Source organism: Marinarcus sediminis (SeqCode), assembly GCF_048571275.1.
Lineage (GTDB): Bacteria > Campylobacterota > Campylobacteria > Campylobacterales > Arcobacteraceae > Marinarcus > Marinarcus sediminis.
Map to the genome: position 1 here is coordinate 851,431 of NZ_CP182357.1, position 21,745 is coordinate 873,175.

Consider the following 21,745-nt stretch of genomic DNA (forward strand, 5'->3'; position numbering starts at 1 on the left):
TTTAAGCTAAAAGGTCTCGCATGGCTTCCGCTGTTTTTTGTATTTCCCATTGGGCGTGAGCATCAAGTCGGAGTTTAAAATAGTTTTCAAGTTGGGTAGGCATAAATCCACCCCAAATTTGAGAGTAACCCGCTTGTGGGATGATTCGTCGTGCTTCTTGAGGTTTTACCCCATCTTCTAACGCTTGATAATAGTGCTCAACACACAAATCAATAACAGCTTGAGTGGATTTGCCATTTGAGGTGACCTCTTTCATTTTTTCAGAGATATAAAACTCAAAAGGCACTCTTTTCCCACTGACATATCTTCGGCTTAACTCTTGCCAATTGATTCGGTGTCTGACCATTTGAGAACGGGTGGGGAAATCGACTTTATATAAAAAGACTTTGAAGTGTTGTTTGATGATTTCACACTCTTCAAGGGTGTTATAAATGGTTCGAATATCAAAGCTGTAACTTTTTGGGTTGTTTTCAAAATCGTACACCAAAGCTCGATAGTTGGTTAAAAGATATTTTCCCTCTTCAACAAGCTCCCCAAACTTTTTAGAGTTGGAGTAAGGCAGTGCCAATACTTCTTGATGTTGTTCATTGTTTGGATCCAATAACACAGGGACAAACTCAAAAGAGGAACTCGGAAGTCCCATACTTTCAGCCATAAGTCTGTTGTATAAGCTTTCACTTCCTAATGCTTTGGGTGATTGGTAACAAATAGAGGCAACTTGTGTAATGGCTAATATTCTGTTCTCTTCGTTCAGATTTGCTTTGCTAAAATCCCATTGCTCAACAAAAGCAATATCATCGCCAAATATGTTCTCTTTTTTGTTTATTAATTCAATCATTTTTTTGTAACCTCTTTCTTAATTGGGAATTATACAAAAAAGTTGTTGAAGTGTTTATCAAAGATTCTACTAATGAGTCTTAAGCCAATAAATTATTCATAAATATAAATTACGTCTGCTTTTTTTGTATCAATTTTCAACTCTTTATCTTTTTCGATTTTTTCATTTGAAATAGTAATAAATGGAAGATTGCTTAATCTTGAAAATCTTAGTGGAATACCTAAGTTTTGCTCTATATGTAAAGCACCTGCAAAAACCAGAAGTTTATCTTTTGGTGTTTTTATTACTTTCTTTGCTATTTTTGCTGCATTTTGAGCCATATATGTATCCCAAGTAACTTGTACTCTATACATTCTTTCTTCGCAAGATTCTTTACTTGTTGATGGCATTTTATTGCAATGCTCTAAATATGGAGAGATAAGTTGTTTATGTGCAGTTACACCTAAATCTAAACTATCATAAAAAGCTTTTTCTTCATTATTCATTTTATCAAATTGTTTTAAAGAGATTTTTTCTCTATTCTTTTTAGAAATATTCATACCATAAAGTCTTCCACCACTTTGTTTAATAGCTTCATATAGTGGTGCTACATGTTCCCATTTATATTTTGTAAATTTATCCCATTTTACTTTTTTTTTGAATGTAGCAGTATCAAACTTATTATCAGTGTACTCTTTTAATAACTCATCTTGTGCTGGTGTAAACCACTCATTTGCTAGATATAAATTATATCCTTTTTTTTCTAACTCATTTAAAAATTGTGCAAAAAACGTATGAGTTTTTTGGGTATTGTGATGATCACCTACAAAAATAACGGGATAGTGTTCTACTTGATTTACAAGCGCTTGCATAGAAATATTTTTTGCTTGTTTTATTGAATATATAGCCTCTTTTTTTTCTAAATTATGAGTTAGCGGTGTAGATAAATTTTGATTTGTACAGCCTGTAAATAAAAAAATCGTAGTTATAAAAGCTATTGAAAGTTTTAACATGGTATTTCCTTTTTGTATTTTTTAAGAGATTTCATATATATAGCAGAAGACATAAAAATATATGAAACCTCTTTTTCGATGAAAATTATTGTAAGAAAATTCTCCAATAGTGTAATAAAATTAGAATTTATAATTTAACCCTATATAGGCAAATCTTCTTTTTAGCCAATATGGTTCTCCTTTGTCAAACTTTTTATCAGTAATATTATCTATACCTAATCTTATCGCTAAATTATCAGATAATTTTTTAGAAATTTGAGTATTAACCAAAGTATAGCCAGAAACTTTTTTTTCATTTGTATCATACTGTGTTCCAATATAGTTCGCACTTATATAAGAAGAAAAACCATGATTGAATTCAGAACTTAAACTGACATTGATTGTATTTTTAGGTTTAAAAAGTAACTCTTTTCCTGTTGATTCATCTTCAGTTTTGAGGTAAGTATAATTTGCATTTAGTATATGATTTTCATTTAAGTTATAGTCAACTTCAGCTTCAAAACCTTTTATAGTTGCTTTTTCAATATTTACATATTTATATTCATTTACAGCAAAACCTGGGCCATAAGGATATCCCACGCCTATGAATTCACCATTAATCATATTGTCTAGCTTTGTTGAAAAAATGGCTGTTTTATATAGAGTATTTTTTCCATAATATTCATAACCAATTTCATAACTCTTAGAAGTTTCAGATTTCAAATCGTCATTTCCATAATATTGACCGTGAGAATAAGTATTATATTCTGATGAAGCTTCTTGTAAAGAGGGTGCTTTGAAACCTTCTCCATAACTTGCTTTTAATCTTTGATTTTCACTGAGTTTGTATACAAGACCTAAGTTAGGTGATACCTCTGTTCCATATTTTTCATGATCATCAAGTCTTGCTCCCAGAGTCAATATAAAATCACTTAAATCAATTTCATCTTGAATATAATAAGCATTTGAAGAGGCTTCAAAATCATACTTTCTGATACCTGTACTAGGATAGTCTCTTTTATAAGCTTCTTTTGTAGTTTCTGCACCTATAACGATATAATTATTTTCTATCATTGAAACTTTAGTTTCAACTTTTAAAGAATCATCCGTAAGCTTATGAATATAATTCATTGTTGCAGTACCTTCATCATACTCAGAATCAGAATCTGATTTTGAATAATCTATGCTGAAAGAGATATCTTCGAATTTTTTTTCATATGAAACACTGTACATATCTCTTTTTAACGTATAATAGTCAGGATTATCGGAAAGCTCTCGAGACTCTTTGCCTTTTATATATGAAGCTGAAATACTTTGTGTATCATCAATATTATAGTTTAATTTAATATTTCCGTTTGTAGTTTCTATTCCTTCTATATATGTTGCATTGTCTGTAGCAACACCAAACATTGTAGTTCCTGGACCACTTTGTGCGTCTCTATTGTTTTTGCTTCCACCTAATATAAATGAAAGTTTATCTGTAATATTCCCCCCTATGTTTGCACTGATTTTTTTCTCATCACCACCTTTTCCCGCAGAAGAAAAGCCAGCTTGAATATCTACTTCACCATATAATTTTCTAGAGTCTTTTTTGGTAATGATATTAATTACTCCACCAATAGCCTGAGAGCCATAAATAGAACTTTTAGGTCCTTTTAGAACTTCAATTCTTTCAATCATTTCAATAGGTACCCAAGAATATTGATAATCAGAATGTTTTATATAACCATCTGTAGGATTGACTTTTTTGCCATCAATTAAGATGAGTATATAACTCGAATCTGTTCCTCTAATAGAGATACTTTTTCTTCCATTTATTGAAGCTTCATTTGCACCTTCTACGATACCTGCAGTTTTAACTAAAATATCTTTAATATTTGTAGCATTTAATTTTGCTATATCCTTTGCAGTTATAATTGTATTTGCTCCAGCTAAATCCTCTATGGATTTATTTGATTTTGCAACTACAACTATTTCATCCAATTTTTCGGAGGCCAATGAATTTGATGCAAGCATCGCAAGAGCAAAAACGGTGAATAAACTCAATTTGTACATAATTTTTCCTTTTTAAGAAGTTATAATTTTAATGTGATTATAGTCAAAATAATAATGAATATCAATATTGATTTATATAAATTGGAATTCTTTCTTCACAAATTGGATTTTTTTAAATAGCATGAAGTAAACAGATATAGCTATTAGAAAATAGATATAAAAGTTCTATTGTGTGTTATTCTAGGTTATAGAGTAATTATTGTAAAAAACTCATAAGATTTCTCCAAATGTTATTTGGGAGAAATCTTATTATGAAGTAGTGATTAGTATCTCTGTTTTAAGTCTTTTTGAGTAAACAAATTCACTTTCAACTTTAAAAATATCATAAATATTTTCATACGTTAAAATATCTTTTGTTTTCCCAAAGTATTTTATCTCACCTTCTCTCATCATAGCTATTTCATCGGAATATAAATAGGCTTGATTTATATCGTGAAGTATTGCACAAATACCAATATTCAAATCTTTTTGAAGTTCTTTTGTCAAATCTAAGATTTTGTATTGGTAGTAAATATCTAAGTTTAAAGTAGGTTCATCCAAGAAAAGATATTTTTCTTTTTCTTTACTGGCGTAAAGTTGAACAACAACTCTTGCAAACTGAATTTTTTGTTTTTCTCCACCTGATAAATCTTGATAATCTTTATCTTTTAAAGGTTCTATATTTAATTTCTTTACAATATAATTTAGAATTTCATTTTTTTCTGTAAGATTTAAATCATAAGCATAAAGCCCCATTTCAACAATCTCGATAGCTTTAAAGCTATATGGAAAGAAAACAGATTGATTTAAAACAGATCTTTTTAAGGCCAGTTCCTTATTACTATACTCTCTGATATCTATACTATTTAGAGTTATAGTTCCTTCTTGAATATCCAAGTTTCTATTAATAGTTTTAATTAATGTAGATTTGCCACAACCATTTGGACCAACAATAGATAAGAAGGTATTTGTTTTTATTACTGTATTGATGTTGTTTAATATTTCTCTTTTTTGAATTGAAAAATTTAAATCCTTTATTTTATACACTTCATATCCTTAATTCATTGTACTTTGTCTATTTTTAATTAAAAGCCATAAAAAGAATGGTGCACCTAATAATGCTGTAATAATACCTATAGGAAGTTCTGCAGGTGCTATTATCATTCTTGCAAGTGAATCAGCCCATAAAAGAATAAATGCGCCTAAAATGGCACTTAATGGCAAATAAAATTTGTGATTTGAACCAACCAGTAATCTTGCAATATGGGGAACAACAAGACCAATAAAGCCAATAATTCCACAAAAAGCAACACTTGCACCAATTGCTAAAGAAACAAAAAGAATAATTAATTTTTTTAGTTTTTCAGAGTTTACACCAGAATTTTTAGCTTCATCTTCACCTAAAAGCATAAGATTCAGTTCAATTTTTTTATTTATTGCAAAGATACAAGTAACTATTACAATGGGAAGCATTGTAAAAATAATTTTTATATCACTATTAGCTAAACTTCCCATAGTCCAAAAAGTAAAGCTTTTAAGTTCTTCGTCTGTACTGACATAAGTAAACAGCCCAATTAATGCTCCAAGCATAGCATTTATTGCAATACCTGCTAAAAGCATAACTGTTACTGCTACTTTATTATAAATAGTTGCTAATTTATAAATGGCAAAAATAGTTATTAAGGCTCCTAAAAAAGCACTAAAGGGTATTGACAGATAAGATAAAAATCCATCGTAAAGTAATGAAGGTAGGAAACTTCCAAGAAGCATAAAAATGACAACTCCTGCAGATGCTCCAGCTGAAACTCCAATGATTGATGGATCAGCCAATGGATTTTTAAATAATGTTTGCATCATTGCTCCTGATATTCCAAATGCAATACCTATTAATACTGCCAAGATAACTCTTGGTAACCTAATATCTATTAAAACTTGATAGTATATTTTGTTCTCTTCAGGATTTAATAAAGTTTTTAATATCTGTGAAAATGAGATACTAAATGCCCCTATGGTGATATTAAGAATAATTGATAAAATAACTAAGATAAAAAATATCCAGATAGTTAATTTTTTTAAACCTACCATTTTCAAACTTATTTGCAATACGATAATTTATTGTTGTTAAACATACAAGATAAGTCTTGCAAAGCACTGTCCATCCTCACTGTAAAACCAGAGATTAAAAGCATATCCATAGCGTAAATTTGTTTGTTTTTGCCAGCATTTGTAGAAGCAACAACATTTTCATCAAGTCCACTCTCTCCAGCATGATTTGATACAATAATTACATCTGGGTTCATTTCTAAAATAGATTCAGAAGAGATTTTTGTATATTGTTTAAGATTAATTACATTTTCGCCACCAGCTAAATTAATCATAACACCTGGCTTAGTTTCAGTACCTGCAGCCATAATTGTTCCTTCTCCTCTTGAAAATAAGAATAAAACCTTTGGCTTACTTTTACCTTTTATTTCTTCTTTTATTTTTGAAACATTATTTTCAATTCGAGCAATAATATAAGTAGCTTTTTCACTCTCACCTAAGATTTCTCCAACTTGTTTAATCTTCTTTTTTGCAGAATCCAGTGAAGGTTCATCATTTATAATATATGTTTTTATACCATATTCTGTGAGAGTATCAATAACTTTTTTTGGTTTTGCTTTACTGCTAACAATAACAACCTCAGGCTTTAAGGAGAGGATACCTTCTTGTGGTAAAGTTAACCAATATCCAACATTGGGAAGCTTAGAAGTTATTTCCTTCGGATAAGCACTTGATAAATCAACACCAATTAGTTGATTCCCGTGCCCAAGCGCCACAATAGTCTCTGTAATACTTCCTCCTACGCTTACAATTTTTGAAGCATAAGAGATAGTGCTTACTAGTCCCAAAACTAAAGATAGTTTAAATAACCTAAGCATCTTTTCTTAACCCCTCTTCATGCGTTCCTTCATGAGCTTTCCCATTCCTTGTTTGAAGATTAAGAATCTTTTTGTTTGATTCATCAAGATTGAATGCTGCACCAAACCCAAGTACTATAATTCCCTCAGATGGTGTTAATTTATAAAATCTTGAATCAGGCATTTTTCTAACAAGTGATGCTTGTTCTCCCAGTTTTTTTTCAAATAGATTTGCAAACTTTTCGGTTCTTTTATCTTGAGGTTCAAACTTTTCAGCTTTAGCTTTGAAATATAATCTTCTTCTTGCATAAATATGATTTGTAGCACTTTCATCTTCAATGAAAAGTAAGTGAGCTTTTCCTGTATTATACATGTTATGTGAGTGTTGTACTGCTGTACTTACGAATACATAAAAATTACCTTCTTCATCTTGTACGAAGGGTGAATAACTCGTAAAAGGCTCCCCTTCTGAATTAACTGTTGATAAGATTACAGTTTTTATATTATTTAAAAAACCATCTAACTCTTTTTGAGCTTTATCTTTACTCATACCTACGGTGTATTTAGTTTCCATAAAAATCCTTTTTAAAATTAAAGTATTTATATGCCAGTGCATATAAATTTGATAAGGATTATAATAAAATTAAGAATGAATATCAATATTGATTTCTACAAATTGGAACTATTTTTTCACAAATCAGATTTTTTTTGAATATCTCTGGGTAAACACTGAAATCTATTAGAAAATGCATATGAAAAACTTCCTTGATTTGTATAACCTACCAGCAAAGAAACTTCTTTTACTGAGTATTTATTTGTTTTTAAATACTCCATGGCCTTTTTAAGTCTTAGATCTTGAAGATATTCATGAATTGTTTTATTAAAAAGTTTTTTAAAACCTTTTTTTAATTTTGTTTGATTTAAAGCAACTTTTTTTGATAAAAGAGCAATGGTCATATTTTCTTGAAATGAATCGTCCAAAATCATTTTTGCTTTTTTTACTCTATGTATATCCTCTTCATTTAAATCATTTAGTTTAAGTTCATCTTTTTTTCGAAGTTCTTCAAGAACATAAAGAATAACTTCCATTGTTTTATTTTTTAAATATATCTTATCAAGACCACTGGTGTATTCTCTATTAAATAATTCAAGAAATTTATTTTTTGAATCTGGCTCATAAAATTTTTTACTAAAATATTCTTTAAAAATATTCGAAAAGAAGCCATTTTCATTTAGATACTCTTCATTTAACGTTATACATATATATTTTATATGTTCGCCTTGTTTGTTCAATAAAGACTCTTCAATTCCTTGTTTATATTCTACACTTATTTCATTTTCATTATATATATTTTTTTCATTGGTAGATTGGTCTAATTTTTCGAGTTTCCCTTGGAGTATTATCCTTATTTGTAGCTGTTTATTTTTGCTACGAAGTTTTTGAATATAGGATTGTTTGACCTCATTATCAACAATATTTAAATAAATATTATCCTCGACCATTACATTTATTATGTTTAAATTTATGTACTGATTATTGATACTTGCAACTTGTTTTATAAAAGAGTTGCTTTTTTCTTCTTTAATTATAACTTTTCCTGTTTCATAAAGTTTAGTTCTTGCTAAATAAGTCATATTTTCTCTTTATATAATAATGATTATTGAAATTGATTATAGTTTAATTTTGCTTTATATATTTTAAAAGCTTATTATTCATCAAATAGTTATAAATAATTTTTATATTTAGAGTAGTATTTAGCTTAAAAGTACTTTAAAATATCTGGTTTCATCAAAAAACCATTTTTGTTTTCATTTTGAATAAATTATGTTTATAATAAAATTCAACAAAAATAAAAGAGTGATTTATGAAAAATATTGATTTAAAATATATTTGGAAGCTATTTTTAGAAAAAAGAAAACTTCTTATTGTTGGACAAGTAATAACAATTATTACAATTCTTGTTAGTGTTCCTATCCCTTTAATGCTTCCTGCTCTTGTGGATGAGGTTCTTTTAAATGAACCGGGCATTATTTTATCGAATATAAATAAAGTATTTGGAACACAGAATGCTTTTTACTATATACTTATTGTGACTTGTGCCGTAATTTTTCTAAGATTTTTACACTATATTTTCTCAGTTGTAATTACAAAAATTTTTACAAATATTGCAAAATATGTAACGTTTAAAATAAGAGAAAAATTAATTTTACACTTAAAAGCTGTTTGTATGAATGAATATGAAAGTTTAGGAAGTGGTGCAATTGCAGCAAATTTGATTACGGATGTAAATACTCTTGATAATTTTATTATGTCAGGAGCCAGTAAGCTTGTAAGTTCAATTTTAACTTTACTTGCAGTTACTGTTGTAGTTATTGCTATTCATCCTATGTTAGGCTTACTTATTATAATAATCCAACCTCTTATAATGTTTTTTTCTAAAAAAATTGTAAAACAAGTTGGTCGTTTAAAAAAAGAAGAAAATCAAGCCATTGAAGAGTTTCAAGACAATATTGGAGAATCTTTAGATCTTTTTGGTCAAATTAAAGCTAGCAATAAAGAGGAGTATTTTTTTGAAAGAGCTATTTCTAAGGCAAAAAATATTCAAATCACATCCAATGACTACAGTTACAAAAGTGTAGCTTATGAGAGGTTTTCATTTACATTATTTTTAATTGCCTTTGAAATATTAAGAGCTGCTGGTTTAGTTATGGTTGCATATAGTGATTTATCTATTGGTATGATGTTTGCTATGTTTGGGTATATTTGGTTTATTATGACACCAGTGCAAGATCTATTATCTCTACAATATTCATATACAACAGCGATGGCTGCACTAAATAGAATAAACAAAGTTTTACAACTTGCAAAAGAGCCAAATGGTTCAAAAACCTTTGAAGAGAAGAAAAAAGGGCTAGATATTAAATTAAAAAATATTAATTTCTCTTATAGTGGTAATAAAGAGATTTTAAAAGACATAACACTTGAAATAAAAATGGGAGAAAAAATAGCTTTAATTGGTCCAAGTGGAAGTGGTAAAACTACTCTAGCACAAGTAATTGCAGGGTTTTATACAAAGAAAAAGGGTGAAATTATATATAACAATATAAAAATAGAGGAACTGGATAAACAGAGTTTAAGAAAGGAACTTTTTCTTGTCCTCCAAATGCCAATATTGTTTAATAACACGTTAAGATTTAACATAACTATGGGCAATAATAGCATAAGTGATGAAGATATTTATAAAGCTTTAGACATAGCACAGTTAAAGAAAAGTGTATTAAATATGGATGAAAAACTTGACACCATAGTTGGGAAACATGGTGTTAGATTAAGTGGTGGTCAAAGGCAAAGATTGTCAATAGCTAGAATGCTTATTGCAAATCCATCTATTGTAATTTTTGATGAATCTACCTCGGCACTTGATGTACAAACTGAAGCAAGACTATTCAATGGTTTGCAAACAATTTTAAAAGATAAAACAGTCATTACCATCGCACATAGATTAAGTACAGTAAAAAATGCTGATAAAATATATATACTTGATGAAGGGAAAATTGTTCAAAGTGGAAGTCATAGTGAATTAGAAAAAGAAGAGGGACATTATCTTGAATTTATTAAAAATCAATTGGTATAGGCAGTTTAAAATTATTAATTATAATAAGTTTTCAAATTTTAAAGTTAAGGAAAAAAAATGATGAAAAAATTGATTGAAGAAATCTTAAATGAAAATCCAGAAATTACAACAATAGAAATTGCAAAAATGTTAAATACGACTGAATATGAAGTTTTACAAAATATCCATGAAGATTTAGCAAAAGCAGTTGATGCCAAAAAATTTGACGAAATCATTGAAGACATTTCAACATGGGGAAAGATTCTAATGATAAAAATTACACCATCTTTTGTAATTGAAATTAAAGATAATATGCCTACTGGAACTTATGGGCATGGCTATTATAATTTTGATTCAAAAACATCTTCAATTTCAGGACATTTAAAAGTAAGTGATATAGAAAAAATTATTTTTGTATCAAAAACACACAAAGGAGTATTATCTCATAGTGTGGTTTTTTATGATACCAACGGTGAACATATTTTTAAAATCTTTGTATCTAGAGATGAAAATAAAGAATTGATTCAAGATCAAGTAACAAAATTTAAGGCATTAAAAAATAGATTTTAAATATTATTTAGACTCAGAATATGTAATATAAATCATAAAGTAATTTTAAAAATATTAAACCCATTTTCATGAGAATAAAGTAGCTGAAAACCGTGTTTATCAATAATTTTATTGACAATACTCAATCCCAAACCAAAACCGTCTCGTTGGGAGAGCTCTTGAGTAAAGGGTTTTAAATAATATTCCAACTCTTTTGAGAGTTTGGCGCCTTTGTTACACACAGAAATTTCATGGTTGAAAACTTTGATATGAATAGGTAACTCAAGGGCATATTTTAACGCATTGTCAATGAGATTTTTTAATGCAATTGAGAGGTAGTCTAAATCGCCTTGAATTTTAAAATCTTGAAGAATCTCTAAATGGATTTTTGACTCATCTTGAATATAGAGTTTTTGCAAAGACTCCACAATCAGTGTTTCGGCACGGAACGTAGTCAAATTGAGTTGCGTAGAATTGAGTTTTTCCAATTGGATTAACTCATTGGTCAAAATTTCCAAATCAGAAAATATTTTTTTGAGCAACTTTTTTTGTGAAAAATCGTCTATTTTTTCAATGGCAAATTTCCCTTTGGCAATGGGTGTTCGCAACTCATGCCCAATATCGCGTAGAAGTTCTTCACGGGTTTTAATGAGGTTTTCAAGGTTACTTGCCATGGCATTAAAGGTTTTTCCTAAAGTACCTATTTCATCATTTGAGCTGATTTCTACACGCGTACTTAAGTCTCCATTGGCAAAGTTTTTAATCTCTTTGGTGATCTTTTTAAGCGGAGAAAGCAGTTTTAAAATGTACAAAAATATGAGTAAAAGAACAAAAACATCTAAAAAAATGAGTGCGTTGAGTGTGATTTTTTCTTTGATATTCTCTTCATCGGGTGTTTGGAAGCTGTGCAGTTCATCTAAATATTTGATTTGAATAATAAACTCATCTTCAAACGATTTTTTTTCGATTGAAATGTGCCCAAAGGTAAGCTCTTTGTAGTAAAGTATCTCTTTGTTATCATCTTCTTTATAGTGTGTTTTTCTGAGTTTATAGGCTTTAATTAAGGCATTAAATTGTGTTTGGTTATCAATGTTGGTAAAGAGTTCATTGGCCACTTTTTGGTACTTGTCGTTGATTAAGATGTTAATGCGTTTAGAGTTGATGCTGTCAATCCAAAATCCAATAGTAAGCATGAGTACGAAACTGAGGATAAAAAGCAGGGATATTTTTTTAATGATAGACATAATTACCCTACAAACTTATAACCAATACCCCACACCGATTTGATGTATTTGGGGTTTTTTGAGTCGTCACCAATTTTGTATCGAATGTTTGAAATATGCATATCAATGGTTCGGTTTTTCGTGTTAAGATCAAGTGAGGTAGCATGAAGTATCTGCTCTCTTGAAGATATTTTGTTGGCATTGTTGACCAAAAAGATAAAAATTTCAAACTCAATTTTTGTAAAATCTATGGAGTAGTTATCCACAAGGACTTCACGGTTTTGTTTATCAATGATAAAATCGCCAATGGTAATTTTGTGGGTTTGATTTTTTTTCAAGATGTGTTCAATACGCAAAACCAACTCTCTTGGTTCATACGGTTTTGACAAATAATCATCTGCTCCCAGTTCAAATCCATGTATTTTGTTGCCAATATCACCTCTTGCAGAAGAGATAATAATGGGAATATTACAGATGGATTTGAGTTTTTTAAAGACATCAAAACCATCCATATCGGGCAACATTAAATCCAAAATAACAATGTCATAGGTTTGGTTGAAAGAGAGCTCTTCTATGGCATCTTTGGGATGAGAAAAGGGGCTACACTCAAAGTGATAATCTTTGAGATAATCCACAATAAACTCTTGCATTTGCAGATCATCTTCTAGCAATAAAACTCTTTTATTCAACTCTCCACTCCTGTAAGTAGTATGAAAATTTGACGCGTTGTTCTTGGGTTAAAATGGCATGAATTTTTTTTAATGTTTTGGCCTCTAAAGAGATGGCATCCTCATAAATCTCTTCAACAATATCTTTGTATTCATGTTTGTCAAACTTCTCTTTTCTCATAAGCTCTTGAAGTTTTTCCTCTTCTTTTTGTTTCTCTTTGTAATATTTTGCATACGCTTTTCGGTAATCAATCAAAATCTCTTTGATTTTTTCATACTGATGTTTGTCTAAATTTAAGTAATCCAAATTTTTATAGGTATGCGTTCCATTATACTCATATTTGTCTGCAAAAAGAGAAAGAGAGAGAAAAATACTACATAAAACTACGAATATTTTTAATTTTGTCATCTTCAATTAATCCTTTTTCTACATCACTGTGACACGCTTTACAATTGGCTTTGCTTTTAATTTTATCATGTTTGAAAAGCGTTTTTGGGATATTTTCATGCTGATGTTTCCAAAACGTGGTTTGTGTCATAGCAATGATATTGTTATCTCCAATAGAATCCAACATATACACGCTGGCTTCTTGCGTTGATTTTTCGGCACTGTTTTGCACTAAAAAATCCAAAATATTTTTGTTATCTGCTTCAGTTAATGATGCATCGTCTCCAAAGTGATTCTCCAAATCACTCATCAATGTTCGCCATGATTTTTCAGGTAAAAGATTGGGAGGGATACAGAGTGTGACACGATGCACACTCACTCACAAAAAGTTCATTTTGTGTTTTATAATCGATTGGCTCATACTTTGAAGCGAGCAAAATATTTTTGGGTTCAATAAAACTGAAGACCAAAAATGCGATGAAAACGAAAAACATAATCAGCGCAAACCCTTTTTGCAACATATTCAATTGAATGCTGTTGTTCTCTTTGGTTACTTTATACCCTGTTATGATAGAGTTAAGTGTTTCATGTTTTGGATGCAACAATTTATCGCTTAAAACGCCACCAATGTGAGCTACGATTAAAACAATAAAGAGTGTAGATAACACTTCATGAATCTCTTTAAAAAGTTTCATCTTTTTGAAAAAACTCTCATTTAAAAAAGAGAATATTCCTTTGCCTTCTTGAATCCCAAAAGCCAATACCCCTGTGGCAATGGTTAAAAAACAGACCACAAACATGGCAATCATAACATATGAAGCGGCTGGATTGTGTCCAATATATTTTTGATCGGGGTTGAGAATGTTTTTCATAAAGGCTTTTAGATTCGCAATGCTCAAAGGAAAATCTCTGAATTTTGAAAATGTAGGTCCCATGTAACCCCAAGATACTCTAAACGTTAGGAGTATAAAGAGTGCATAACCCACAATGGCATGATAAGTCAATAACTCATCTTCATCTCCTGTGATATATGCCAAGAGTATAAAACCTGCAAAAAGCCAGTGAAACAGTCGTGTTGGCAGCGACCAAATGTATGATTTATTCATAATGTATCCTTATTCCCAACGTCCATAATTTGGGATTTTTATATCTCGTTCACTGTATATTCCTTTGTCTGCTGTGGTATGACAAGCAATACAGTTGAATATGCCTTTGACCTCTTTTTGAGTAATCAAAGAGGGTCTTATTTCATCGTGTTTTCTTTTCATATACGGAGTACTTGAAATAGAATCAGGAGTTTCATTGCCTCTTAAACTTTTGACAATTCGACTGCTTCTTTTATACTCCATAAATTTTTCAGCACTGTTTTGTTGTAAATAGTGTGTTAAAGTTGCGGTTGTTTGTTCATCCAATGAGGCATCAGAGTCAAAGTGATTGGCCAAATTTCCCATCATTTTTGTCCATGCTTTTTCTGGTAAAAGCCCCGGTTGGTAGGCAAAATGGCAAGAACCACACTCTTTTAAATAAAGAGCATTATTCACAGGTGCCACACCGTTTCTGCTTGAACCAAAACCATCGGCAAAAAGTGCTAATTGCACTATAATTATACTTAATAAATATTTCATTTTTACCCCTTATTTAAAATATAGACGATGACATCGCCTTTTTCTTGCGCAGTACCTTCTCTGTTGTAGACATCATTGAAGTTTCTTTTGAGCCATTTCTCAATGGTTTTAATCTCTGTCAATCGTTTTGGATTGGCTTTGGGTGAAAGCGGTTCAATCACTTTACCTGTAAAAAAGTTTTCTCCATTTTTACTTAAGTCTGAGGTATGGCATGATACACACGAAATCTCTTTGCCTTTTTTACCAATATGTTTGCTGGTAAAAATTTGTTCACCTCTGTTACTATCAAAGCCTTTAAAATTTGGATTCTCTTGTAACGCTTGTGTTTTTAAACTGTTTACGTACTCATCAGAAACTTGTGCAAATGATAGACTAAACAGCGAAATTGCTAAAATTAAAATTCTCATCTTCTTTTCCTTTTATGGTTTTTATAAGGTAAGTATAAAGGAAATCTTTCAAGTATCCATGAATATTTCCTTGACAATTTCTTGACAAATAGCAATAAACAGCAAAAATACAATAGCTTTAAGCTAAATTTTAGTATAATCGCGAAAATTTAAATATAAAAAGAGAATAAATGAGAGATATTAGAAATATTGCCGTAATCGCGCACGTTGACCACGGTAAAACAACACTTGTTGATGAGTTATTAAAGCAATCTGGAACTTTTTCAGCTCACGCACACATAGATGAAAGAGTTATGGACAGCAATGATATTGAAAAAGAGAGAGGGATTACCATCCTTTCTAAAAATACAGCTATCGATTATGAAGGGGTAAGAATTAACATCATTGACACTCCAGGCCATGCTGACTTTGGTGGAGAAGTTGAACGGGTCTTAAAAATGGTGGATTCTGTTTTACTTCTTGTGGATGCACAAGAAGGGGTTATGCCTCAAACAAAATTTGTTGTGAAAAAAGCTCTACAATTGGGTCACAGACCAATCGTTGTTGTCAATAAAATTGACAAACCAGGTGGCGATCCAGAGAGAGTTGTAGATGAAGTATTTGACCTATTTGCACAAATGGATGCAACAGAAGAACAATTGGAATTCCCAGTAATTTATGCAGCCGCCAGAGATGGGTATGCAAAACTTGATATGGCAGATGAAAATCTTAATTTAATTCCATTGTTTGAAACCATTTTAAAAGAGGTTCCAAAACCAGTAGGAAACGATGAAAATGGTTTACAACTTCAAGTATTTACCCTTGATTATGATAACTTCATTGGAAAAATTGGTATTGCCAGAATTTTTAATGGAACAATCTCAATGGGTGAAACGGTGGTGTTATGTAAAGCCGACGGTGAAAAAATAAAAGGAAGAGTCTCTAAACTGATTGGATTTAAGGGAATGGACAGATTTGATATTAAAATCGCAGGAACAGGTGATATTGTTGCCGTTGCTGGTTTTGAAACAATCGATGTGGGGGATTCATTATGTGACCCAACCAATCCAATGCCACTTGATCCTATGCACATTGAAGAGCCAACACTCTCTGTTACATTTGCTGTAAATGACTCACCATTAGCTGGTACAGAAGGTAAATTTGTCACTTCAAACAAAATCAACGAAAGATTGGCTGCTGAAATGAATACCAATATTGCAATGAACTATGAGCAATATGGTGAAGGTAAATTTAAAGTAAACGGAAGAGGGGAACTTCAAATTTGTATTTTGGCTGAAAATATGAGAAGAGAAGGGTTTGAGTTCTGTATTGGAAGACCTGAAGTTATTACGAAAATTGAAGATGGCGTTAAAACTGAACCATTTGAACACTTAGTTATTGACTTACCAGATGAACACAGTGGGGCAATCATTGAAAAACTGGGAAAAAGAAAAGCGAATATGACCAATATGGTTCCAATGGGTGAAGGTTATACAAGACTTGAATTTGAAATTCCTGCACGAGGGTTAATTGGTATTCGAACAGAGTTTTTAACGGAAACAAAAGGTGAGGGTGTAATGAACCACTCATTCTTAGAGTTCAGACCATACTCAGGAACAGTTGAATCAAGAAAATATGGAGCATTGGTCTCTATGGAAGCGGGAGAAGCTGTAGGGTATTCAATTTTTAACTTACAAGACAGAGGGGTTATGTTTGTTAAACCTCAAGATAAAGTTTATGTAGGAATGGTTATTGGTGAACACGCAAAAGGGAACGATTTAGATGTTAACCCAACCAAAGGGAAACAACAATCAAATGTACGATCTTCTGGAGCAGATGAAGCAATTAAATTGGTTCCACCAAGACAAATGTCTTTAGAAAACGCTTTAGAGTGGATTGAAGAAGATGAGTTGGTTGAAGTTACACCAAAAAGTGTAAGAGTAAGAAAAAGAGAACTTGACCCAACTGTAAGAAAAAGATCAGCAAAAAAAGAGAAATTTGCGTAATCATTACGTTATAGAACTTTGATAAAAGGGGAAGAGGTTGCACTCTTTCCCTTTTTTTTGATTAAAAATTAGCACTCTATATTGACAAGTGCTAATTTTGTGTGTTATAATTTCATAAGTTGATAAGCAATTGTCAACATACATTATTTTAAGGAGTAAGTCATGTTAATAACAAAATTTGATCCTTTTAAACAGATGCGAGATTTAGAGAGATCATTGTATCAATACCCACAAAGCAGTGAAGGTGTTGGTGGTTTTGTTCCAGTAGTCAATACACGAGAAGGGGAGTTTGCGTATCACATCGACGTTGATTTACCTGGAGTGAAAAAAGATGAAATAAAAGTTGATATTCATAAAAATGTTTTAACCATCAGTGGAGAGCGAAAAACAAAAGAAGAAGTCAAAGAAGAGGATTATTATAAAGTAGAAACCTCTTTTGGAAAATTCTCCAGAAGTTTTACTTTGCCTGATAATGCAGATATTGAGAATGTGGAAGCGAGTTCAAAAGAGGGTGTTTTGGAGTTGGTCATTCCAAAACTCAGTGAAGAAAAACATAAAAAAATCATCAAAATTAAATAAGAATAAAAAGGGGAGTTTGATACTCTCCTTGCTTTAAATCAACATATTCCCGCACAAAAGTCTTGAATGTAACGCGTCTCTCCTAAAAACACCAATAAATCCTCTTTTTTTACTTGATAACGGGGGTCAATCTCGGTACTCCATTGACCATTTGTTTTGTATGAGATGACTTTTATGTGTGGATTTTCAGACTCTATTTGCTCTATTCTTTTATACACAAAATGTTCATTGGCTAAAAGTTTGATGATTTTAATGGTATTGCTGATATCAATCTCTTCTAGAGTAACGTTTTCTATTAACTGTTTGACCAAAATTCGACCCGCAATTTTTTCGGGATACATCACTTTAAAGGCACCAATTTTTGACAAAATTTCTCCATGTGTTGAGGTGATGGCTTTGGCAATAATGTGTTTATTGTTCAAATCTTTGAGTGCCATAACCGTTAAAATACTCGCTTCAATATTTTCTCCAATACTGACAATAACGGTGTCTAAATTGTAAATGCCCACCTCTTCAAGCGCATGTTTATTTGTACTGTCAAGAACAAATGCATTGTCAACATATTCACTGATTTCTTGAACTTTTTGTTCATCATTGTCGGCTGCAATAACACTGATGTTCATCCGAGATAAACTTTTGGCAATATAAAAGCCAAATTTTCCTAATCCTAAAACGGCAATAGTTTTCAAATGATAATCCTTCCTATGGGGTATTTAAAATGTTTGGTTTTTGCTTTTCCCACCAAAATGATGCCAAAGGCAAAAACACCTAAACGACCAGCAAGCATAAGCAAAATAATGATACTTTTCCCAAAGGTATCAAACTGTTGAGAAAAACTTAAAATATCTCCATTTCCTGTAGAAACTCCAACCGTTCCAAAAGCAGAGACCACTTCAAAGAGTATTTTTAGAAAAGGCAATTTTTGTGTTTCAACTAAAATCAATACAGCAAACAGCACTAAAAAGGATGAACAGATAATAATGGCTAAGGCTTTGTTTATTATTTTTTGTTCGATGGTTCTTTGAAAAATACTGGGCTGTTGATTGCTCTCTTTTAAAATATAAATCACCGTAATGGCCAAAATAGCTACCGTGGTAATTTTCATTCCTCCTGCTGTACTTCCTTGCCCTGAACCTATCATCATAAACAGAGTTGAAAAAAACAAAGAGGAGTCTTTTAATCCCGCAATATCAATGCTATTAAATCCACTGGTTCTAAAGTTGATTGAGAGGAAAAAAGCATTGAGAATCTTTTCATAAAAGTTCAATCCTCCAAATGTTTTTGGATTGACCCACTCTATGGATAAAAACAGAACCATACCAAACAAAATCAGAATGATGGTGCCATAAATCATGATTCTGGTGTGAATGGTAAAGCGTTTTGAAAATTTTCTGTTTTCATAGATTTCAATTAATACAAAATATCCCAGACCACCACATATTACCAAACTTGAAAGCGTTATTAATGCAATGGTATCGTCTTGGTAACTCATCAAATTATTGGTAAAAAGGGAAAAACCTGCATTGTTAAATGCACTGACACTGTGAAAAATACCATACCACAAGGCATCTAAAAAATCATAATGTGCACTGAATTGAAACGTCAAAATTAGCGCTCCAATACACTCTATGACTAAGACCACCAGAAATATCTTTTTAACGAATGAGCCCACATGTAAATCGGGTAAATCCAGTGAGAGTTTGATGGCTCTTTTTTCATCTAAACTGAGATTATTTCGAATAAATAAGAAAAAGATAATGACCAAAGACATGTATCCAATTCCCCCAATTTGTATGAGAAGCAGGATAATCATTTCTCCTAAAAGTGTAAAATTTTCAGAGGTGCTTGTAACAATTAATCCCGTAACACACGTGGCAGAGGCTGAGGTAAAAATGGCATCAATAAAATCCAATTTGCCTATGTGGCAAATAGGCAACGATAAGATAAGACCGCCAATTAAAATAATAAACGCATAGCCTAAGAAGATTGATTTGACATATTTATGTCCCATATATTAAAACTCCTCAGTTTCCACTGCATGAAAATCTATAGCCAATGCCTGATTCTGTTTTGATGTAAATGGGTCGAGTGCTGTTCTCCTCGATTTTTTTTCTGAGGGTATTGACGTAGGTTCTTAAATATTGCATCTCATTTTGATACCCTGTTCCCCAAACGGCATTCAGAATTTGCTGGTGCGTTAAGGTTTTATTGGTATGGAGTAAAAAGTATTTCAAAAGTTCAAACTCGATGGGAGTTAATTTGAGTTTTTCCCCTTTAAAGAAGATGTCTCGTGCTGCAATATCCATCTGCAAATCATTGCATACAATTTTGTCGGAGAGTGTCTCTTCATTGATATTACGTCTTAAGTTGGCGCGTATGCGGGCGAGCAGTTCATTGACAGAAAAGGGTTTGGTGATATAATCATCTGCACCCACATCCAAAGCAGCAATGATCTCTTTTTCATCGTGACGAGCGGTCAATACAATGACGGGAATTTTTGATATCTCTCTGATGTGTTTGATGAACTCTTTGCCATCGCCATCAGGAAGACCCAAATCGACAATGACCAAATCTGGATTGTGGCTTAAAAACATTATCATGGCATTTTTTTTATTCTCACTGGAGACAAAATTGAATTCATACTCTTTAAACGTGATTTCTAAGAGTTTTCTCACAGAGGTATCATCTTCGATAATTTGTATGAGGTTTTTCATAACAAAGCCGCCTTTTTAATAATGGGCAAATCAATTTCGATTGAAATGCCATTCTCTTTTGGAAACGCTTTAATTTCACCATTGTGCAGTTTAACAATACTTTTACAAATGGCTAAACCAATACCACTTCCTGAAATGTCGTTGGTATCTTCAAGACGATAAAACTTGTCAAAAATGTTTTTTAATTTTTTTGTATCGATATATTCACTTTGATTGAAAATCTTAATTTTTATAAATTTATTGAAATTGAGTATCTCTAAATTAATGGGTGTGTTGTTTTTAGAATATTTAAATGCATTGTCCAATAAATTTACTATCAATTGGGTTAAGAGGGTATTGTCTCCCCAATACAGACCCAATTCATCTACTTTAATAGAGAGTAACTCTTCATTTTGTTTTTGTGAAAAATCTTCTAAAGCAACGCCTATAATATCTTCAAAATCGCACCATTCGAGTTTTAAATCAATATCCCCACTGGTTAATCTTGCACTGTCAAGTAAATTGGTGATGAGTCGTTTCATTCGTAAAGAGGCATAATTGATATCTTCTAAAAGGTTGTGCAGGCTGTTTTTGTCTAAATGTTCATTTGATAAAATCAGATTAATGGTGCCATGAATGGTAGAAAGAGGTGTTCTTAAATCGTGAGAAATAATATGCAACAAACTCTCCCTGAGTTGATTTTGTTTGGTTTGTAAATTTAAGTTTTTAGCCTGTACTGTGATAATCCAACCTACAATTGCGAAAATGATGAAACTCCAAATGTAGAGTTCATTATGCACAGTAAAGCTATATAAAGGAGGTATATATAAGAAGTTGAAAAAGATGACGCTTAATATCGTCATAAATATAGTTGCCTTAACATTGCCATGAATTGCAACGACAACAACGGGAATGATGTGGATTAACCCGATATTGATGATATCTAAATGTTCTCTAAATATGTGGCTTATGAATGTTATTACGGCCAAAATACCTAAAGCCTTAAGTGTGTAGCTATATGGCAAATAGTTTATAAACAACTTTTTCATTAGGCTTTAGGCAATTTTAATGCGAGGACAAATGTTAAGAATACTAAAATGAATAGCATAATAATATTGGATATCGGCATGTCTCATCTCTTTCAATCTTTCTCCTTTGTATTATATGAGATAATGTATCAATAAAATATCAATAAACTCTAAATAATATCAAAATATTATAAAGATTTCTGTAAATTGAGCAATGAGACATACTTAAGATCTCTGAAAATA

Annotated in this window: 23 protein-coding genes; 4 read left to right on the forward strand and 19 right to left on the reverse strand. The window is 31.3% G+C overall.

Going from position 1 to position 21,745, the window contains the following annotated elements; genetic code table 11:
- Position 1: 1 nt before the first annotated feature.
- The 8 genes from ACNI3C_RS04370 to ACNI3C_RS04405 form a co-directional block, all read right to left on the reverse strand.
- Positions 2 to 838: an FAD-dependent thymidylate synthase gene (locus ACNI3C_RS04370; RefSeq protein WP_419771032.1), complete on the reverse strand. Its 837-nt coding sequence runs from the start codon at positions 836 to 838 to the stop codon at positions 2 to 4.
- A 92-nt stretch (positions 839 to 930) separates the two neighbouring features.
- Positions 931 to 1,830, reverse strand: a complete 900-nt coding sequence (locus tag ACNI3C_RS04375) for a ChaN family lipoprotein (RefSeq protein ID WP_419771033.1) — start codon at positions 1,828 to 1,830, stop codon at positions 931 to 933.
- Positions 1,831 to 1,950: 120 nt separating this feature from the next.
- Positions 1,951 to 3,864, reverse strand: a complete 1,914-nt coding sequence (locus tag ACNI3C_RS04380) for a TonB-dependent receptor plug domain-containing protein (RefSeq protein ID WP_419771034.1) — start codon at positions 3,862 to 3,864, stop codon at positions 1,951 to 1,953.
- Positions 3,865 to 4,113: 249 nt separating this feature from the next.
- Positions 4,114 to 4,890, reverse strand: a complete 777-nt coding sequence (locus ACNI3C_RS04385; protein WP_419771035.1) for an ABC transporter ATP-binding protein — start codon at positions 4,888 to 4,890, stop codon at positions 4,114 to 4,116.
- A 9-nt stretch (positions 4,891 to 4,899) separates the two neighbouring features.
- Complete coding sequence (locus ACNI3C_RS04390) at positions 4,900 to 5,928, reverse strand: FecCD family ABC transporter permease (RefSeq protein WP_419771036.1); 1,029 nt, start codon at positions 5,926 to 5,928, stop codon at positions 4,900 to 4,902.
- Between the two features lie 8 nt (positions 5,929 to 5,936).
- Positions 5,937 to 6,764, reverse strand: coding sequence for a heme/hemin ABC transporter substrate-binding protein (locus ACNI3C_RS04395; RefSeq protein ID WP_419771037.1), 828 nt, complete (start codon positions 6,762 to 6,764; stop codon positions 5,937 to 5,939).
- Positions 6,757 to 7,317, reverse strand: a complete 561-nt coding sequence (locus ACNI3C_RS04400) for a HugZ family pyridoxamine 5'-phosphate oxidase (RefSeq protein WP_419771038.1) — start codon at positions 7,315 to 7,317, stop codon at positions 6,757 to 6,759. The genes ACNI3C_RS04395 and ACNI3C_RS04400 overlap by 8 nt, the downstream gene beginning before the upstream one ends.
- Positions 7,318 to 7,433: 116 nt before the next feature.
- A complete protein-coding gene (locus tag ACNI3C_RS04405) occupies positions 7,434 to 8,378 on the reverse strand; it encodes a helix-turn-helix domain-containing protein (protein ID WP_419771039.1) in 945 nt (314 codons plus the stop codon).
- A gap of 230 nt (positions 8,379 to 8,608) precedes the next feature.
- On the opposite strand from ACNI3C_RS04405, the gene ACNI3C_RS04410 reads away from it, so the two are divergent.
- Together ACNI3C_RS04410 and hutX are read left to right on the forward strand one after the other, a co-directional pair.
- The gene (locus tag ACNI3C_RS04410) at positions 8,609 to 10,378 is read left to right on the forward strand and encodes an ABC transporter ATP-binding protein (RefSeq protein ID WP_419771040.1); all 1,770 of its coding nucleotides are present in this window, start codon (positions 8,609 to 8,611) and stop codon (positions 10,376 to 10,378) included.
- 57 nt (positions 10,379 to 10,435) lie between these two features.
- A complete protein-coding gene (gene hutX / locus ACNI3C_RS04415) occupies positions 10,436 to 10,927 on the forward strand; it encodes a heme utilization cystosolic carrier protein HutX (protein WP_419771041.1) in 492 nt (163 codons plus the stop codon).
- 32 nt (positions 10,928 to 10,959) lie between these two features.
- Here the strand turns inward: hutX and ACNI3C_RS04420 are convergent, their stop codons facing one another.
- The 7 genes from ACNI3C_RS04420 to ACNI3C_RS04450 are packed head-to-tail and all read right to left on the reverse strand — an operon-like array spanning position 10,960 to position 15,217.
- On the reverse strand, positions 10,960 to 12,150 hold the full coding sequence (locus tag ACNI3C_RS04420) for an ArsS family sensor histidine kinase (RefSeq protein ID WP_419771042.1): 1,191 nt from the start codon (positions 12,148 to 12,150) through the stop codon (positions 10,960 to 10,962).
- Positions 12,151 to 12,152: 2 nt separating this feature from the next.
- A complete protein-coding gene (locus ACNI3C_RS04425; RefSeq protein WP_419771043.1) occupies positions 12,153 to 12,818 on the reverse strand; it encodes a response regulator transcription factor in 666 nt (221 codons plus the stop codon).
- A complete protein-coding gene (locus tag ACNI3C_RS04430) occupies positions 12,811 to 13,206 on the reverse strand; it encodes a Spy/CpxP family protein refolding chaperone (RefSeq protein ID WP_419771044.1) in 396 nt (131 codons plus the stop codon). The genes ACNI3C_RS04425 and ACNI3C_RS04430 overlap by 8 nt, the downstream gene beginning before the upstream one ends.
- The gene (locus tag ACNI3C_RS04435) at positions 13,172 to 13,495 is read right to left on the reverse strand and encodes a cytochrome C (protein WP_419771045.1); all 324 of its coding nucleotides are present in this window, start codon (positions 13,493 to 13,495) and stop codon (positions 13,172 to 13,174) included. The genes ACNI3C_RS04430 and ACNI3C_RS04435 overlap by 35 nt, the downstream gene beginning before the upstream one ends.
- Before the next feature lie 19 nt (positions 13,496 to 13,514).
- Positions 13,515 to 14,291, reverse strand: a complete 777-nt coding sequence (locus ACNI3C_RS04440; RefSeq protein ID WP_419771046.1) for a cytochrome b/b6 domain-containing protein — start codon at positions 14,289 to 14,291, stop codon at positions 13,515 to 13,517.
- Between the two features lie 9 nt (positions 14,292 to 14,300).
- Entirely contained in the window at positions 14,301 to 14,810 is a 510-nt protein-coding gene (locus ACNI3C_RS04445) for a diheme cytochrome c (RefSeq protein ID WP_419771047.1), read from the reverse strand.
- Between the two features lie 2 nt (positions 14,811 to 14,812).
- Positions 14,813 to 15,217 carry a DUF1924 domain-containing protein gene (locus ACNI3C_RS04450; RefSeq protein ID WP_419771048.1) on the reverse strand — a complete coding sequence of 135 codons (405 nt, stop codon included), beginning with the start codon at positions 15,215 to 15,217 and terminating at the stop codon, positions 14,813 to 14,815.
- A gap of 170 nt (positions 15,218 to 15,387) precedes the next feature.
- Between ACNI3C_RS04450 and typA the strand changes: the two genes are divergently transcribed.
- Together typA and ACNI3C_RS04460 are read left to right on the forward strand one after the other, a co-directional pair.
- Complete coding sequence (gene typA, locus ACNI3C_RS04455; RefSeq protein WP_419771049.1) at positions 15,388 to 17,202, forward strand: translational GTPase TypA; 1,815 nt, start codon at positions 15,388 to 15,390, stop codon at positions 17,200 to 17,202.
- A 162-nt stretch (positions 17,203 to 17,364) separates the two neighbouring features.
- Complete coding sequence (locus ACNI3C_RS04460) at positions 17,365 to 17,781, forward strand: Hsp20/alpha crystallin family protein (RefSeq protein ID WP_419771050.1); 417 nt, start codon at positions 17,365 to 17,367, stop codon at positions 17,779 to 17,781.
- Positions 17,782 to 17,819: 38 nt separating this feature from the next.
- Here the strand turns inward: ACNI3C_RS04460 and ACNI3C_RS04465 are convergent, their stop codons facing one another.
- From ACNI3C_RS04465 to ACNI3C_RS04480, 4 genes are read right to left on the reverse strand one after another with little or no spacing between them, the layout of a single operon-like run.
- Positions 17,820 to 18,470 (reverse strand): potassium channel family protein, encoded by a 651-nt coding sequence (locus ACNI3C_RS04465; protein ID WP_419771051.1) that lies wholly within the window; start codon positions 18,468 to 18,470, stop codon positions 17,820 to 17,822.
- On the reverse strand, positions 18,467 to 19,792 hold the full coding sequence (locus ACNI3C_RS04470) for a TrkH family potassium uptake protein (RefSeq protein WP_419771052.1): 1,326 nt from the start codon (positions 19,790 to 19,792) through the stop codon (positions 18,467 to 18,469). The genes ACNI3C_RS04465 and ACNI3C_RS04470 overlap by 4 nt, the downstream gene beginning before the upstream one ends.
- A gap of 13 nt (positions 19,793 to 19,805) precedes the next feature.
- Positions 19,806 to 20,495 (reverse strand): response regulator, encoded by a 690-nt coding sequence (locus ACNI3C_RS04475; protein WP_419771053.1) that lies wholly within the window; start codon positions 20,493 to 20,495, stop codon positions 19,806 to 19,808.
- Positions 20,492 to 21,523 (reverse strand): sensor histidine kinase, encoded by a 1,032-nt coding sequence (locus ACNI3C_RS04480; RefSeq protein WP_419771054.1) that lies wholly within the window; start codon positions 21,521 to 21,523, stop codon positions 20,492 to 20,494. Before ACNI3C_RS04480 ends, ACNI3C_RS04475 begins: the two co-directional genes overlap by 4 nt.
- Positions 21,524 to 21,745 lie beyond the last annotated feature (222 nt).

Bases quoted from the DNA above. Each gene is read 5' to 3' on its own strand.
- ACNI3C_RS04370 (WP_419771032.1), bottom strand. From the start codon at position 838: ATGATTGAATTAATAAACAAAAAAGAGAACATATTTGGCGATGATATT.
- ACNI3C_RS04375 (WP_419771033.1), bottom strand. From the start codon at position 1,830: ATGTTAAAACTTTCAATAGCTTTTATAACTACGATTTTTTTATTTACA.
- ACNI3C_RS04380 (WP_419771034.1), bottom strand. From the start codon at position 3,864: ATGTACAAATTGAGTTTATTCACCGTTTTTGCTCTTGCGATGCTTGCA.
- ACNI3C_RS04390 (WP_419771036.1), bottom strand. From the start codon at position 5,928: ATGGTAGGTTTAAAAAAATTAACTATCTGGATATTTTTTATCTTAGTT.
- ACNI3C_RS04395 (WP_419771037.1), bottom strand. From the start codon at position 6,764: ATGCTTAGGTTATTTAAACTATCTTTAGTTTTGGGACTAGTAAGCACT.
- ACNI3C_RS04400 (WP_419771038.1), bottom strand. From the start codon at position 7,317: ATGGAAACTAAATACACCGTAGGTATGAGTAAAGATAAAGCTCAAAAA.
- ACNI3C_RS04405 (WP_419771039.1), bottom strand. From the start codon at position 8,378: ATGACTTATTTAGCAAGAACTAAACTTTATGAAACAGGAAAAGTTATA.
- ACNI3C_RS04410 (WP_419771040.1), top strand. From the start codon at position 8,609: ATGAAAAATATTGATTTAAAATATATTTGGAAGCTATTTTTAGAAAAA.
- hutX (WP_419771041.1), top strand. From the start codon at position 10,436: ATGATGAAAAAATTGATTGAAGAAATCTTAAATGAAAATCCAGAAATT.
- ACNI3C_RS04420 (WP_419771042.1), bottom strand. From the start codon at position 12,150: ATGTCTATCATTAAAAAAATATCCCTGCTTTTTATCCTCAGTTTCGTA.
- ACNI3C_RS04430 (WP_419771044.1), bottom strand. From the start codon at position 13,206: ATGACAAAATTAAAAATATTCGTAGTTTTATGTAGTATTTTTCTCTCT.
- ACNI3C_RS04435 (WP_419771045.1), bottom strand. From the start codon at position 13,495: ATGAGTGATTTGGAGAATCACTTTGGAGACGATGCATCATTAACTGAA.
- ACNI3C_RS04440 (WP_419771046.1), bottom strand. From the start codon at position 14,291: ATGAATAAATCATACATTTGGTCGCTGCCAACACGACTGTTTCACTGG.
- ACNI3C_RS04445 (WP_419771047.1), bottom strand. From the start codon at position 14,810: ATGAAATATTTATTAAGTATAATTATAGTGCAATTAGCACTTTTTGCC.
- ACNI3C_RS04450 (WP_419771048.1), bottom strand. From the start codon at position 15,217: ATGAGAATTTTAATTTTAGCAATTTCGCTGTTTAGTCTATCATTTGCA.
- typA (WP_419771049.1), top strand. From the start codon at position 15,388: ATGAGAGATATTAGAAATATTGCCGTAATCGCGCACGTTGACCACGGT.
- ACNI3C_RS04460 (WP_419771050.1), top strand. From the start codon at position 17,365: ATGTTAATAACAAAATTTGATCCTTTTAAACAGATGCGAGATTTAGAG.
- ACNI3C_RS04470 (WP_419771052.1), bottom strand. From the start codon at position 19,792: ATGGGACATAAATATGTCAAATCAATCTTCTTAGGCTATGCGTTTATT.
- ACNI3C_RS04475 (WP_419771053.1), bottom strand. From the start codon at position 20,495: ATGAAAAACCTCATACAAATTATCGAAGATGATACCTCTGTGAGAAAA.
- ACNI3C_RS04480 (WP_419771054.1), bottom strand. From the start codon at position 21,523: ATGAAAAAGTTGTTTATAAACTATTTGCCATATAGCTACACACTTAAG.